15 protein-coding genes are annotated in these 15,007 nt (G+C 47.7%); 9 read left to right on the forward strand and 6 right to left on the reverse strand.

What is annotated here, in order from left to right; translation table 11 throughout:
- Positions 1-232: 232 nt before the first annotated feature.
- Positions 233-1,066, forward strand: coding sequence for a MerR family transcriptional regulator (locus tag ALO_RS01960; protein ID WP_139025294.1), 834 nt, complete (start codon positions 233-235; stop codon positions 1,064-1,066).
- 7 nt (positions 1,067-1,073) lie between these two features.
- Here the strand turns inward: ALO_RS01960 and ALO_RS01965 are convergent, their stop codons facing one another.
- Positions 1,074-1,754 carry an MFS transporter gene (locus ALO_RS01965; protein WP_004092300.1) on the reverse strand — a complete coding sequence of 227 codons (681 nt, stop codon included), beginning with the start codon at positions 1,752-1,754 and terminating at the stop codon, positions 1,074-1,076.
- A 319-nt stretch (positions 1,755-2,073) separates the two neighbouring features.
- Between ALO_RS01965 and ALO_RS01970 the strand changes: the two genes are divergently transcribed.
- On the forward strand, positions 2,074-2,988 hold the full coding sequence (locus tag ALO_RS01970) for a malate dehydrogenase (protein ID WP_004092302.1): 915 nt from the start codon (positions 2,074-2,076) through the stop codon (positions 2,986-2,988).
- Positions 2,989-3,188: 200 nt separating this feature from the next.
- On the opposite strand, the gene ALO_RS01975 is transcribed toward ALO_RS01970, so the two are convergent.
- The 4 genes from ALO_RS01975 to ALO_RS01985 all read right to left on the reverse strand — a co-directional run bounded on the left by ALO_RS01975 (position 3,189) and on the right by ALO_RS01985 (position 5,862).
- Positions 3,189-4,148: a lipase family protein gene (locus ALO_RS01975; RefSeq protein WP_004092304.1), complete on the reverse strand. Its 960-nt coding sequence runs from the start codon at positions 4,146-4,148 to the stop codon at positions 3,189-3,191.
- Positions 4,093-4,521, reverse strand: coding sequence for a hypothetical protein (locus ALO_RS22995; protein WP_004092306.1), 429 nt, complete (start codon positions 4,519-4,521; stop codon positions 4,093-4,095). The genes ALO_RS01975 and ALO_RS22995 overlap by 56 nt, the downstream gene beginning before the upstream one ends.
- Entirely contained in the window at positions 4,518-5,099 is a 582-nt protein-coding gene (locus ALO_RS01980; RefSeq protein WP_004092308.1) for a TetR/AcrR family transcriptional regulator, read from the reverse strand. Before ALO_RS01980 ends, ALO_RS22995 begins: the two co-directional genes overlap by 4 nt.
- A gap of 82 nt (positions 5,100-5,181) precedes the next feature.
- Positions 5,182-5,862 (reverse strand): hypothetical protein, encoded by a 681-nt coding sequence (locus ALO_RS01985; RefSeq protein ID WP_004092310.1) that lies wholly within the window; start codon positions 5,860-5,862, stop codon positions 5,182-5,184.
- A gap of 463 nt (positions 5,863-6,325) precedes the next feature.
- Here ALO_RS01985 and ALO_RS01990 point away from each other — a divergent pair, with 463 nt between their 5' ends.
- From ALO_RS01990 to ALO_RS02015, 6 genes are all read left to right on the forward strand, one after another.
- The gene (locus ALO_RS01990; protein ID WP_004092312.1) at positions 6,326-7,273 is read left to right on the forward strand and encodes an AEC family transporter; all 948 of its coding nucleotides are present in this window, start codon (positions 6,326-6,328) and stop codon (positions 7,271-7,273) included.
- A 158-nt stretch (positions 7,274-7,431) separates the two neighbouring features.
- On the forward strand, positions 7,432-9,129 hold the full coding sequence (locus ALO_RS01995) for a putative bifunctional diguanylate cyclase/phosphodiesterase (RefSeq protein ID WP_004092314.1): 1,698 nt from the start codon (positions 7,432-7,434) through the stop codon (positions 9,127-9,129).
- A gap of 194 nt (positions 9,130-9,323) precedes the next feature.
- A complete protein-coding gene (locus tag ALO_RS02000) occupies positions 9,324-10,913 on the forward strand; it encodes an ABC-F family ATP-binding cassette domain-containing protein (RefSeq protein WP_004092315.1) in 1,590 nt (529 codons plus the stop codon).
- Positions 10,914-11,117: 204 nt separating this feature from the next.
- On the forward strand, positions 11,118-11,570 hold the full coding sequence (locus ALO_RS02005; RefSeq protein ID WP_004092316.1) for a hypothetical protein: 453 nt from the start codon (positions 11,118-11,120) through the stop codon (positions 11,568-11,570).
- Positions 11,571-11,735: 165 nt separating this feature from the next.
- A complete protein-coding gene (locus tag ALO_RS02010) occupies positions 11,736-12,251 on the forward strand; it encodes a hypothetical protein (RefSeq protein ID WP_004092318.1) in 516 nt (171 codons plus the stop codon).
- A gap of 251 nt (positions 12,252-12,502) precedes the next feature.
- Complete coding sequence (locus ALO_RS02015; RefSeq protein ID WP_238528196.1) at positions 12,503-13,975, forward strand: AAA family ATPase; 1,473 nt, start codon at positions 12,503-12,505, stop codon at positions 13,973-13,975.
- Positions 13,976-14,038: 63 nt separating this feature from the next.
- Here the strand turns inward: ALO_RS02015 and ALO_RS02020 are convergent, their stop codons facing one another.
- Positions 14,039-14,263, reverse strand: a complete 225-nt coding sequence (locus ALO_RS02020; protein ID WP_004092321.1) for a hypothetical protein — start codon at positions 14,261-14,263, stop codon at positions 14,039-14,041.
- Positions 14,264-14,450: 187 nt separating this feature from the next.
- Between ALO_RS02020 and ALO_RS02025 the strand changes: the two genes are divergently transcribed.
- Complete coding sequence (locus tag ALO_RS02025; protein ID WP_004092322.1) at positions 14,451-14,993, forward strand: DUF2179 domain-containing protein; 543 nt, start codon at positions 14,451-14,453, stop codon at positions 14,991-14,993.
- The last annotated feature ends 14 nt before the right edge of the window (positions 14,994-15,007 follow it).

Below are 15,007 nucleotides of genomic sequence, written 5' to 3' on the forward strand. Positions count from 1 at the left end.
TCTTTTCTCGTTTCGGCTTCCTTAACTTAATGACATTGCCCCGCAAACACTCTTTTTTTATAGGGAACAATGAATTTCAACAGCTTTAGCAAGGTTAAATCCTCCTGGAACCCAAAATTGCAGCATAAATTCTCTCTTTACTAAATAACGTTGATTTGGCTGATATGGATCAGTATGATAAACTGTACACACGCTATACGGTCAACTCTTAAAAACAATAAAAGGGGAAGTTATGAGAAGTAATCATATGAAAATCAGCGAGTTTGCACAGGTAACCGGAATTACACGCAAGAATCTCATATTCTATGACAAGATAGGACTTCTATCGCCCACAAGGGTAGATGGGCAGAACAATTACCGTTATTACACTTATCAGCAGATTGACACCGCAAATGTTATTACCGTATTACGGGAGATTGATATGCCGCTGAAAGAAATTAAAGCGTATTTGTGCGGACGCTCCCCGGAAAAAATGATTTGTATGCTGAACAGGCAAAAGGAGATTGTGCAGGAAAAGATTAAGATGCTTGTACAAATCAGCGATATGCTGGACACTCGAATTGATTTGACTCAGCAGGGGATTGATGCGGAGCGGAATATAGATTCCATTGCTCTAAAGGAGTGTGAAGCAACCCCGATTTTGTTGGGGCCGGAGCTTCCTGCGGATGCGAATAACCATTTGCTGAAGGGCTGGTACTATCTCTTGGATTTTTATGAGTTTTGCAGGAAAAACAAGGTGATTCGCGGTTTGCCGACCGGGATCATCATTTCCCATGCAGATCTGATGAAGGGAATTTATCTGCACCCGTCCTACTACTACTACCGCCCTGTATCCGGAAGCAGCTATCCCAACAATGCACAAAAACCCAGAGGCTTATATGTCATCGGGCAGGAACAGGCGGAGTACGGCAGGGGCAGCAATCTATACAATCGTCTTTTGGCCTATATTAAAGAAGCCGGTCTTACGATCTGCGGCAATGCCTATGAAGAGTATTTGTTTGATGAAATATCTACGATGGACTCCGGGCAATATCTTTTGCAAATAGCAATACATGTCCAAAAATAAAACCAGCTTAGCTGTTGTCAGACTCCGTAGGCGATTTCTGTTTTTGATATTTCTTTATATAAATACTCAAAACCATGTAAGCTACAATAAACAATATCAACAAAAGATACATTGTTTTATAAGAAGTCGCTTCGATAACCAATCCCAAGAGCAGCGAACCGCCTCCAATCCCCAGGTCAAAAAAGTTAAGAAATGAGCCTACTGCGGCTTCCCTATCCTCTGCCTCAACATCACTGATGATCCAAGCCTGTACTGCAGGGAAAATTGCACCGAATGCAACTCCGTAAAATAGAGCAGAGATATTAAGAAGCAGCTCGGAATTGCTGTGAGCAATGAGAATCATAGCAATAATCAAGCTGAAACCGCAGGGAATAAGCACATATACGGGGCCCTTCGCGTCAAATATCTTTCCTGATATCACTCTGATAAAGATGCCGGTAATTGTTTCTCCCACTCCGAAGTAGCCCATTCCTTCTCCTAATCGGCTGGAAGGCAATTCTTCCGATGCCAATGTAGCAAAGTAGGTGCTGGCAACACCAAAGCCAATTCCATGGATGAGCCGGAAGCTAAGCAACGCAGCCAGGTTTCCGGAAAACAGATAACTTCCCGTAGCTACTGCACAGATTAAAACGCCCGTCAATAAGATGAATTTTTTCTTCATAATATATACTAAACTGCTGGCAAACATTCAAATCAGCAGCGCGGAAATGGTAAACGAACCCACTATCATCCTCCAGCAATAATAGTTTTGATCTAACAAATTTATTTTCTCCTCAACGCATTATAAACTGTATACATTCTGTACAGTCAAATCTTAAAAGCAATAATAAAGAGGTAATCCTGGGATTATTTAAGGCTTTGCGAAATTTTTTCAAAGCCTTTTTGCCGTTCGGCAAATTAGCCCGGGTATTAATGCTCACACTGTTAAAGCATATAGTTTGGCAATTATCTCATACTAAATTCTGATAACATGCAAAGCAAATAAGAATATCGAAGGAGAAACGAACATGAAATTTTCTGTTATCGGATGCGGCAAAGTTGGCGCCACTATAGCGTTTACCGCCATGCTGAAAAATTTCGCCCACGAAATTGTCCTGGTTGACGTAAACAGCGATAAAGCTCGCGGCGAGATGTTCGATATCATGCAGTGCGAAGCCTATGAACCTCAAACCCTATTTCATGCCGGCAGCTATGAAGACACCGCAGGCTCAGATGTTGTTATTATCACTGCCGGCATTCCCCGCAGGCACGATGAGCCCAGAGTCCTGCTGCTGGAGAGAAACGCCCGGCTGATAGCGGATATTGTTCGCCAAGTCGTGAACTACAGTCCGGAGTGCATCCTTTTCATGGTTACCAATCCTCTGGATGTAATGGTCCAACTGGCTTATGAAGTTTCCGGTTTTCCTGCGTCCAGGGTTATTGGAATGGGTACGGTTCTTGATACTGCCCGGTATCGTGCCTTCCTGAGCCGGGAGTTTACAGTGAATGCGCGTGATATTGATGCATATGTGATTGGCGAGCATGGTGAAACAATGGTCCCTGTAGCTTCCAATATAAAAATTAAGGGTATTTCCCTGGAACAATTCCCGGCCTATTCCGATAAGATACTGACCGATATCATTGATCACGTGATTGCTACTTCCGGTGAAGTGATTGCCCTGAAAGGCGGTACGGTATTTGCCCCTGCGGTTTCAGCCTGTATCGTTCTGGAGGCAATCGTTCATAACGCTTCTGCCATACTCCCGGTTTGTACGGTGAACGAAAGATATGGAGCGCCTTTAAGTCTTCCTACGGTTATCGGTAAAAATGGAGCCGGGACAGTATTTGATCTGGCTCTTACCAAAGCCGAAAAAGAAAGACTGGATGCTTCCGTTGCGAATATCAAAACATATGTCGATGAACTGCACAGTGCTATAAAATAAATGGAACTGTTACCAAGTTTCTCGTTAGAGGCCGTAGCGGCCCTCTGTTGGTCATGAAACCGGCGGTTGAAAAACTGCGGTAAGAGCAATACAGCCACCCTCAGCCCGTTTTATGTACGGGGAGGGTGGCTTGTCTAAAAGTTCAGGTTCTGGAAATACATCGGCCCCCTCCCGATAGTAAACGGGAGAGGGCCGTATAACTATTTTCCCTGGCTTGCTTTGTTAAACTGATCCGCCAATTGGGCATGCATTCCTTTGAAAGTATGAATGAAGGCGCCCAAGGGGGTCAAGGTAGAGGTTGATGTTGAAAAAACAGCGGTGGCGGCTACGGAAGCGCTGTCGTTTGTGATATTATAGACAGTTTGCGTAAATATGATGTAGTAAGTGTTCTCTACTTCCTTCATTTTCACAGCGCCCACCTCGGAGACCACGGCCCAGCGGCAGCCAGCGGCGACGGCTGCTTCTCGCCAGTTAGTCCGGTCTTTGGCTATAACGGAATCCGGCAAGGCTTGCCGGTATTCATCCAGTAAGGCTTCTTGCATGTACCAGAAATCGGACGACAGGTCGGAGAGAAGATTGTTGGTAAGCGGGGTGATATAGACGCGTTCGTGATTTTGGTATTTGCCGCCGGGAAGGACAGGCTGCGGCATGCCGGCCTCAATAGCCAGACGGCGTTTGTCATAGTAGTTCTTTATCGCCGAATCAATATAACCGGCCAATTCATGCGCATCGTCCACCATATCCGGCGGTCGCCATAGAATTTCCCGGCCGAACTGCCGGTAGCCGCCGGCCAGAGTTTGCAGGACGCCGGTTACCTTATCGCCGGAATGGACGATCCGGGTGAGGGGAAGGATTGGCTCGTAATGAGCGGCAAAAGCCGCATTGCCTACGGCGGGGGCACCAAACGTGATGATCTCCAGCTGATCCGGGCTGACTCCCATGCTTAACAGCCGGGCCCCGGACAGGGTGGCGGCTGCGCCGCCGAGACTGTGGCCGGTCAGGAGCAGCTTGTAATTTCTGTCATTGCGGAGCAAGTCGGGAAAAGAAAGGTGAATCCGCTGGGGATTGCGCAGAACAGCCGACGGACCGGCCTGGACAAATTCGTTAAAGCCCTTGTGGACCTTCGGTTCCGTGGGGGGGAGTCTTCTTTTTTGCGGCATTGGCGGCGAATTCTTCGGGAGTGCTGCCGGCAAAATAGACTTTACCCACTCGTAGGTCGGTTTTAACGTCCCATTTATTCTCTGTGCCGACGATGGCTACCAGATAATAAGGAACACCCTCTCGCCGGGCAATCAGGTAACGAGCGCCATTACGTCCGTGAGCCTGGATGTAATGGTCAATTTGCCAGCCATTCTGTTCCAGGTAATAACTGGCCAGTTCGCCGAGTCGGCCACTATAGGCGGCAGCGCTGGCGCCGACCGACAGATAGATCCGGGCGGCTAACTCATAGTCTTCCTGGGGCCCGGCAGCGCCGCTGACCGGTGAACCGAGCAGCACGCTGACGGTCAGTAATAGCACCAGGATTTGTTTCAACGGATATCACCTTCTTTTGGCGGGATCAGACCATGTAAAATAATGTCCGAGAGTGCGGTCAATGCATCTGCATAGGTCATGTTGTTTTTTTCTAAAAATTGAAAGGAACATAAATCATCCAGTACGCTGATGATCAACTGCCTGAATACAGAGACGTTGACAGGGCGAAATGCGTGTTCTTCTATACCCTGCTGGATAAGCGCCATCAGCTTATCGAGACGTTCCTGGCGAAAATCTGATAGCTGCTTATAATGATCAGGATAATAATGTCGGAAATCATCGTGAATCGCACGATTGTAAACCGGCCCAAATACTTTTTGACTGATTTTCAGCAGACTTTGAATTTTTTCGGCAGTGGATAGTCGGGCATTCTTATAAATCTCATCTTCCTGTTCCTGAATAGTTTGGCTGCTCCTGTTTACCAGTTCCTGTATCAGATCGCTTTTTGCGGCAAAGTGATCATATAAAGTCGTTTTGCTGAGACTAAGCCGCTTGGCCAGGTCATTCATCGTGAACTTTACGCCTCGGGTTTTCAGTTCTTCGGCAGCGGCTAAGACAATGTGGTCACGCAAGAACATGTCACCTCAGTTGCTGTTGTACCAAAAAGACAAAAATGGTACAGAAATTTTAAGTTTATGATATCCTCCTTTTTAGTACGTGTCAATATTCTTTCCGCCCGGATAATGAGACCGTATATTTTAAGGCCGAAATTAAACAGAGGGTATAACCGAATAATTCGGTTCCTTCCTCCATCGCATTTTTTACGACCCGGAGGTATGATTCGTTTAATAGATTCTGCCATAGCAGCCCCATGCCCATCAAGCGGGAGAAAACGAAAACCGTCAGCAAGCCGCAAAGCATGATGTAATAGCTTTCGCTTTTGCAGAAATCCACGACTCCATCCAGTATATCCGGGTGCCGCCAGGCTAAAAAGATCATGTAAGAGACAATAGCCAGTACAAAGTAAAACCAGGAAATGTGGAGCTGATCCGTAATAAAATCCAGCTCCCGAATCACGGCACAGGAGAAAAAGCCGGCGATCAGAACCATGCCGTATTTGGTTCCGGGAACCGGATGATGCCGGGAAAGATAGATAAAAATGCCGGCAATCATAGTTAAAATACTTCCCTGAAGCAGTTCTGTCAGCGAGGTTTCCGTAATGGTATTTTTTAAAATCAAGACATCAATAAACGGCGCCTGTAAAATGATCGCGGCGCTCACGGCAAGCGCGACGAATTCCAGCAGTTTCCTTTTGAAAAACAGAAGGTTGCTGCGCGTGTCTGGCTTGATGCTGCACATATCCATTTTTTCGGCTGCCGTAATCTGAATCCGGTTACGCAAAATAATTCACCTCAAATTTCCGGTTAACATTCAACAGGTTATCCATTATTTAACAATTATGCTATTCCTTTTTTTTACATATGTCAACCGTGTTTGTATGTATAAAGGGATTTCGTAAGATGGAGAAATCTACAACTGTTCTCCTTTCTTCCTTAACCTGTTTTAAGTGGATCTGCCAATTAAACATGCATTTCCGGGGGGCATCTTTCACTGATCAGTGTGGCTTTGTACCGAAATGACAAAATCAGTACATAGAGTTTAAATTTATAATATCCTTTTTTTTACTGTCTGTCAATATACTGTCCGCGCAATCCAGACAGGTGGAGTTCCAGACTCACTGGCGGCGAAGCATTCTTCTTTCGCCGAACCTAGTCACATGCTATACTAGTAAAGTATCCATTCGTTTCGTTCAATCTAAATCAGATGCAAATTAGAAAGTACTTTTTAAGGAGCCACCAATATTGTGGATATATTTACAAAATTGCTGTACCTGTTTGCGGACCTGATCCTGCCTTTGGCTGTCGGATATTTATGCCGTTGCCGGGCCTGGTTTGATCAGGATATTTCCCGGCGGTTGGTCCGGACCAACATCTGGGGTTTTGTGCCGGTTTTAGCCATATTGACTTTGTGGGTGCTGCCGCTTAACTATTCATTGATCTGGCTGCCGGCTATCGGTGTTTTGCTTTGCATGATTCCGGGGATCGTTGCCTATTTTCGGGTAGAAAAGAAATTTCCCGATCCCCTGGACAAAGGAAGCTATGTTCTGAGCGCCATATTATCCAACACCACTACATTAGGCGGCCTGTGCGCTTATATCTTTTATGGGGAAACAGGCTTTGCGGCAGGGCAGATGGTTGTTATGCTGCAAAATGTGGTCATGTTTTCCTTTTGTTTTCCTCTGGCAGCGTACTATTATCAGAAAAGCATCGGCGGCCGTTTTGACGGGCAGTCCGTGTCAGCTATCTTCATCACCCCGAATCAGCTGCCGGTAGTGGGTACGATCGTTGGCCTTCTGCTGAACCTGTCCGGGATAGCCCGGCCGGCTTTGGCCGCGGCGGCAGTAGACCCTTTGGTGCATATCGGCGCCTGGACAGCCTTACTCCCCATAGGCTATTCTATCGATATCGCCGGTATGCGTAAATATTACAGCGAACTGTTGGATCTCTTGCCGGTTAAATTTATTGTGACGCCCCTGGCTGCCTATTTGTTAGCCAATGGATTGATTGCCAACGGGGACAAAGCAATTTTACATACCGTTGTTCTTCTTGCCGCCATGCCTACTGCTGTCAATACTGTAATTGCCGCACAGATGAACCAATTGAACGTTAACATAGCCATGGCTGCATTTGTTTTGACCACTGCCGTATTTGTCGGTCTGGGAATTCCTTTGCTATTTTTGTGGATCATGTAAGGGGTTCAATGCTCCGGAATTTTTAAACAAAAAAATGCAAAATTATTAATATGCAAAACTCGAGAGAGGAATTCTGAATAATTTGAAGAAAGGTTTTACTTTAGAATGCAGCTTAAAAACGACGAATTGATCTATATGCGATTAAAGAGGTATCGATCATGCCTTTATTCCTTTCTGACAGTGTCAAACAAGCTGTGCGCACATTGAGCAGCGGAAAAATCAGTTTAAAAATTTCTTTTTGGTATCTTGTGGCAAGTTCTTTGTGGATTTTGCTTTCCGACCAGGCGGTTGCTCTGTTGGATGTTGACATGCCTACCTTTATACGCATGAATACTTATAAAGGCTGGACGTTTGTTTTGGTGACGGCGATTCTTTTGTATCTCTTGGTTCAACGCTTTTTACGGACAGCAGTAGAATCCGGCAATAAGCTGATGATCGCGCAGCAGGAACTGGAATCGTCCTATGAGGAACTTGCCGCTGCCGAGGAAGAACTGCGACAGCAGTTTGAAACGTTTGAAGGACAAACCAAGACATTAACCCTTAGCGAGTGGAACTATCGCAATTTATATTATGACGCCTTGACCGGCTTGCCTAATCGCTATTTATTGCGGGACCGGCTGCAAAAGGCCGTTGAAGACGCCTCTGCGGGCAAGGAAAAACTGGCGGTCATCTTTCTTGATTTAGATGGTTTTAAACTGATGAATGATACCCTGGGTCATTTGGCCGGGGACGAACTTCTCAAGGCGGTTGGCGGAAGACTGGCGGCCTCTGTCTCGGGCAATGATACTGTCGGCCGCCTGGGCGGGGATGAATTTATGGTCCTGGTGAAAAACGGCCAATCTCTTGATAATATCGACGCTACTGTCGACAAACTGATTCAGGCAGTGGCGACTCCCTGGCAGCATAACGGGAGTACCTATCGTGTAACCTGCAAAGCGGGTATTGCTTTATCCTCCGAAAGTCACTCGACGGATGCCGACGCCCTCTTGCGGCAAGCCGACATTGCCATGTATCAGGCGAAAGAGCAGGGAAAAGGAAAGTATCAGTACTATCTGCCGGATATGGCCATACAGTTTTCCCGGCGTCTGGAGATTGAGACGGAATTGCACCGGGCCATTGAAGAACAGCAATTTATCCTGCATTATCAGCCCCAGGTTGCCGGCAACGGTCGCATCGTCGGCGTTGAGGCTCTGCTCCGCTGGCAGCATCCGACAAAGGGATTGATCCCGCCTCAGGACTTTATCCCGGTGGCGGAAGAGACTGGATTGATCCTGAAAATCGGTGAATGGGTACTAAACACAGCCTGCCGCCAGAGCAGGATCTGGCAGGACGCCGGTCTGCCAGATCTGCTGATGGCTGTGAATCTTTCGGCCCATCAGCTGCAGCAGAAAGACCTTATAAAGGTTATTTCCCGCGCCATGGATAAGGCCGGTGTGAAGCCAGAAAATTTAGTCCTGGAAATCACTGAAACAATGGCGATGGAGAATGCCGAACATACGGTTCAGGTGCTGCAGGCGCTTCGGACGATGGGGATCCGGATCGCCCTTGACGATTTTGGCGTCGGTTATTCTTCTTTAATTTATCTGAAACGCTTTCATATCAACTCACTCAAAATCGATCGTTCTTTCATTCAGGATATCCATACTAATTCGGAAGGAGCAATCATCGTCCGAATGATTCTGGCTCTGGCGAAAAATCTTAACTATGTGGTGGTAGCGGAAGGGGTCGAGACGGTCGGGCAATTGAGTTTTCTAAAAGATTTGCAATGCGACTATATGCAGGGATATCTCTTTAGCGAACCCTTGCCTGCCTCTGCGATGACGAAGCTGCTGGCTCAATATGGGAACAGACTATGACGGGAGTGAAGCACAGGCAGAGAGGGCTTGCGGGCCCTGCTTTTTAAGGAGGATATTGTTTGACGCAGTATGCAATTTGTGTTATGGTAATTAAGGATATGTAATAACAGGGCCGTCATTACGACGGCTTTTACTTTTAACTGACTACTGAACTACATACTACTGACTACTGATTATGGAAGGCGGAATTTTAAGTGATTAGTACAACTGCATTGAGTCTTCGATATGGGAAGCGGGTTTTATTTGAGGATGTCCATATCAAATTTACCCCGGGAAACTGTTATGGGCTGATTGGCGCTAATGGCACCGGCAAATCGACTTTCTTAAAAATTTTATCGGGTGAAGTTGAACCGAGTACAGGGAGCGTGGATATTACGCCGGGGGAACGCCTGGCTGTTCTTAAGCAAAATCATTATGAATTTGATGAATTTGAAGTCCTGAAAACCGTTATCGTGGGGCATGCCAGGCTGTATGCCATCATGGAAGAAAAAGATGCGCTCTATGCGAAATCGGATTTTTCGGACGAGGATGGGATAAAGGTATCCGAGCTGGAGGGTGAATTTGCCGAATTAAACGGATGGGATGCCGAGACCGAGGCGGCTAAACTCCTTCACGGCCTGGGAATTGGGGAAAGCCTCCACTGCCAAAAAATGAAGGATTTATCCGGCAATGAAAAAGTTCGGGTACTGCTGGCGCAAACTCTGTTTGGCAATCCTGATATACTGCTGCTGGATGAGCCGACTAACCATCTGGATGTGGAGTCTGTTCAGTGGCTTGAAGACTTCCTGTATAATTTTGAGAATACAGTTATTGTTGTTTCCCATGACCGTCACTTTCTAAATAAAGTTTGCACCCATATTGCCGACATTGATTTTGGCAAAATCCAACTCTTTGTTGGCAACTATGACTTTTGGCTCGAGTCAAGCGAACTGGCGTTAAGACTCTCGAAAGAAGGCAATAGGAAAACGGAAGAGAAGATAAAAGAACTCCAAAGCTTTATTCAGCGGTTTAGCGCCAATGCTTCCAAATCAAAGCAAGCGACATCGCGTAAGAAGCTGCTTGAGAAACTTACGCTGGAAGATATTAAGCCCTCTTCCCGTAAATATCCTTATATTGCCTTTAAGTCTGACCGTGAGGCTGGCGACCAGCTGCTTACAGTGGAAGGACTCACCAAAATCATAGACGGCGAGCAGGTGTTGCCGGAGGTTGGCTTTAGAGTAGAAAAAGGCGATAAGATCGCTTTCGTTGGACCCAAGGGCTTGGCCAAAACTACGCTGTTTCAAGTTCTAATGGGAGAAATGCAAGCGAATAGCGGCGACTTTAAGTGGGGTGTAACCACATCCCAAGCTTATTTCCCTAAAGATAACTCTTCTTACTTTGACGGCGTTGACCTTAATTTGGTGGATTGGCTGAGACAGTTTTCGCGAGACCAGGATGAAACGTTTATTCGGGGCTTCCTGGGACGGATGCTGTTTTCGGGAGAAGACAGCCAAAAAGCGGCAAACGTATTATCAGGCGGCGAGAAAGTTCGCTGTATGATTGCCCGGATGATGCTGAGCGGCGCGAATGTCCTCATATTCGATGAACCAACCAATCACTTGGATTTAGAATCAATTACGGCTTTAAATAACGGTCTGATTAGTTTTGAGGGCACTGTCTTCTTTGTGTCACACGACCATCAATTTGTTCAAACAGTAGCGAATCGTATCATTGAGATAACTGACAACGGAATAGTTGATAAACGGATGACCTATGACGAGTATTTAGAAAGCAAGAAACAGTAATCCGCCAGGCTTTAAAATCGGTCAGGGCAATGATACCTTGCATTGCCTTGCAGGAGCCCCGGTTGTGGCCGTTTATGAGGGGCTTTCGCCTAGAAATCGCCAATTTGTATGATATAACCAGGCAGGAGATGTTTTGTCTTAATCGACAAGAGCATTTGGCTATAGTACAATAGTGTTGATAGAAAATAGCGGTGGCTTCGGTTTATGGCGGAGGTGCAGGATCGCTTGAAGAGTAAGTATTTATTAGCAATGCTGGCAGTGCTTTGGGTCAGCGGACTTTATCATAGCTTCTCATCGCAAGCGTGGCTGGTTGCAATGGCTTCTGCTGCGGCAATGGACTATCCAGTCCAGAGTACCACGAAGAATTTTACTGATAAGCCGGGTATTGCCGGCGAACCCGAAGCGGGGAATGAAGGTCGGGAACAGAGCGACACCTTGCGGCTTGAACTGGGTAAAAAAGGATTGGTCAGTGAACAGGCTGATCATGATCTGTCCCTGCGTCTTACCCGCAAAACCTGGCAAAAGGAAGTGCTGCCAGGGCTGTTCTTTACTTCAGGGGAAGGGTTTAGCTTTAAATGGCCAAATACTGATTTGCGTTTATATATTCAGCGCGATGACGGGCAATATCAACTGCTGTGGAAGCAAAATTTCGATTAATATCCGGGAAGTCAGTTCTTTTCCAAAACTGCGTGACGGCAGGCCGACGGCCTGCCGTTTGTCATGTGCCGGCAAATAGAAATATCTGGACAGGTCTAGGCGGCAAGTTGTAACAATGGTATAATGATTATGTTAACTCAAAGGGAAAGATAAGAGGAAATGGCGATGAATCTGCGGAAATACAATTGGCCGGTCTGCCTGCTGGCTTTAGCGCTGACGGTTCTGTTACTGCTCGGCGGCGAAAAGGCCTGGTATCTTTTGGCCAAAGACAAACCTCTGGATCATGCCTTTCAAGGTATAGAAGGGGTGCAGACAGTAAGCCGGACTAGGGAAGACGGGATTGCCTTACTGCGGGTTACCCTGGGACGGACCGACAATTTTGAAGAAACGTATGAAGCCCTTTGGGCGGCCGCTGAAAAAATTCTGGGCCAGGGGCAATTTCGTATTCTGCTGCAGGATACACGGACGCCTGAATTGGAGCAATTTTACTACACCGTTCAATATGATGCGGAAGAGGCGGTGCAAACCGGCCAATTCAGCTCCATGGTCCGGCGGATTGAGGAAAAATCCGGGCAAGCCGGAGTCCGGGCTGCTATCTATGTAGACCGGCAAAGAATCTATTTACATTTTTCCCGGGCCGATCAGGATATGTACGTCGTAGTGCCGCGAGGGGACCGTTGAAAAAGGCCCATCCGCGTCGTTTCAGCCTCCTGTGCGCGCGGCCTCGTCGCGCTGTATCAGAATTTGCGGCTTTTCGGGAGAACGGTAATGGTGGTGGCCTCTTAGGCTGAAAAGGCGCCTGAGTTCTTCACTAGTACGGAAACGCAAGCGTTTCTCTTACCTAGCACCTGGACCTTCTTGAACGGTCCCTGTTTCGACATTGAAGATGAGTTTTACAGCAGAGTATAAAGGGAGGTGACAGCGTGCACCGGATGGAAATCATTGTCGGCACTGGCGTCGGGATTTTGGCGTATTTGCAATGGAAGGGATTTAATATCCTTCCGGTTTTGTTTTTGCTGGGGATTGTTGCCGCTTTGTTTTATGTCGGCAATCAGCATGCCGTTGGCCGCTCCTTTGCTGCGATGGACAGCCGGAAAGCCCGGCAGAGCCTGATCCGTTTCGAGGATATCGGCGGGCAGGACGTGGCGAAAAATGAATTGTGCGAAGCACTTGAATTCATTAAAAATGCGGCACAGGTCAGGGAGATGGGGATTCGCCCGCTCAAGGGAGTGCTTCTTACCGGACCGCCGGGAACGGGTAAAACCTTGCTGGCCAAGGCAGCCGCCCAGTTCACCAATTCGTCCTTCCTGGCCGCCAGCGGCTCGGAATTTGTCGAGATGTATGTGGGCGTAGGGGCTCAGCGTATCCGAAAATTGTTTAGCCAGGCCCGTGATACTGCCCGTAGAAACAAGCTGAAAAGCGCGGTCATCTTCATTGACGAGATCGACGTGCTGGGGGGAAAACGCGGCCAGAGCGGCAATAATCAGGAACACGATCAGACCTTAAACGAATTGCTGGTGCAAATGGACGGCTTGTCTCTGGAGGACGAGATATGCTGTCTGGTGATTGCGGCGACCAACCGGCCGGAGGCGCTGGATCAGGCGCTGTTGAGGCCCGGACGGTTTGACCGGCAGGTCCGGGTGGATCTTCCGGATAAGAAAGGCCGGTTGCATATTTTGCATTTGCATACCCGGAATAAGCCCTTGGCGGAGGCGGTAGACCTGGAAGAAATTGCCGCCGATACTTTCGGTTTCTCCGGGGCCCACCTGGAAAATGTGGCCAATGAAGCAGCTATCCTGGCCTTGCGGGACGGCGCCGGTCAAATCGAGATGCGTCATCTGCGCAGTGCCGTGGAAAAAGTTATTCTGGGGGAAAAGCTGGACAGGACGCCAGTCGCCGAAGAAAAGCAGCGGGTAGCGGTGCATGAAGCCGGGCATGCCCTGGTGAGCGAACTGACCCGGCCCGGGTCAGTGGCCACTGTCAATGTGGCTGCCCGTAACAACGCATTAGGTTATGTGCGTCAGACCCAAGAGTCTGATATTTATCTATACACCAAAGACCAGCTTTTAGACCGGATTGCCGTGGCTCTGGCCGGAGCAGCGGCGGAAGAACTGATGCTGGGCAGCCGCAGCACCGGAGCGGCGAACGATTTTAAGCAGGCGACAGATGTGGCCAGACAGATCGTGTTTGCCGGGTTATCCGAACTGGGAGTGGTGTCGGCTGACGATCTGCCGCGAGATCTTTTGCATCAGACGGTCAGGAGCATCATTCAAAACGCGGGCGATAAAGTGAATGCCCTGTTAGCCGGGAACAGCGACGCCTTGCAGCGTATTGTCGGCGTGCTGCAGGAACAGGACTCCATTTCCGGAGCAGAGTTACGGGCAATGATGCAAAAAATCGCCTAAAATCAGAGTCTAATTACAGAATAGGTCCTGGCCGGTTGTTCGGTCAGGACCTATTTTTTCAGTCTAGGGGTTTATCGGTTGTTCGGCGGATTCGTTTTCGTTCGCCGTCTGCCGGTGGTTATTTGTCAGAAGCTCAATTATCTTATCGTTTTGTTGGATGATAGTTTTTTGGTTCACTATGATATTTTTAATCAGTGCCAGGTTATGATTCATTTGCTCCAGCGCCACCGCGGCGGAGGAAGAGAACTCCGTTACTTGTTTGGCGATTTTACCAAAACTTCTGTTCAACTAAATCCCTCCATCCATACTCTATTCGATATTCTGGGAATCTTGTTGCAAAGCTCATCTGCAGCCTGGAAATGGGCCTTTTTCAAAGGCCCCCAGATAAAAAAATGCTAGTTAAGATCACGTCGCTTAGTATATACTATTGCCGTGGGAAGAATTGTGTTCACTATTCATGCCAGGGGAGGGAGCCATGCTTACTGCCTTAGTTGCCCATCCGTTCGCCGGGTACCTTTTTATTTTTTTCGCCAGAGTTATGGATGTATCCCTTGATGTTTTCCGGCTGCTGCTATTGACCCGGGGCTATGCGATGCCAGCCGCGCTCATTGGTTTTGTGGAAGTGACGATTTTCGTTACGGCTCTTAGCACAGTGATTGGTAGTGGTATAACCGATCCGATTAAAATCGTAGCCTATGCCGCTGGTTTTGCCACCGGTAATCTGGTGGGAATATATGTTGAAGGGAGGATGGCGGTAGGATATGTAGCCATCCAGATTTTCCCCAGCCAGGATTACTGCCAGGACTTGCTGGACCGCCTGCGCAAAAGCGACTTTGGTTTCACCAGCCTTAGCGGACAGGGCCGATCCGGCCCCCGGGAAGTCTTTATCGTTACCGTCAAGCGCAAAGATCTGCCTCGGATTCTGCAGATCCTGGACGAGACTGCCCCTGACACATTTTTTAATATTTCTGATGTACGGTCGATCCGTGGAGGAATCTTTCCCCACCGTAATATTTAGATTGAGTAAAGAGC

It is taken from the genome of Acetonema longum DSM 6540 (assembly GCF_000219125.1).
Taxonomy (GTDB): Bacteria; Bacillota; Negativicutes; order Sporomusales; family Acetonemataceae; genus Acetonema; species Acetonema longum.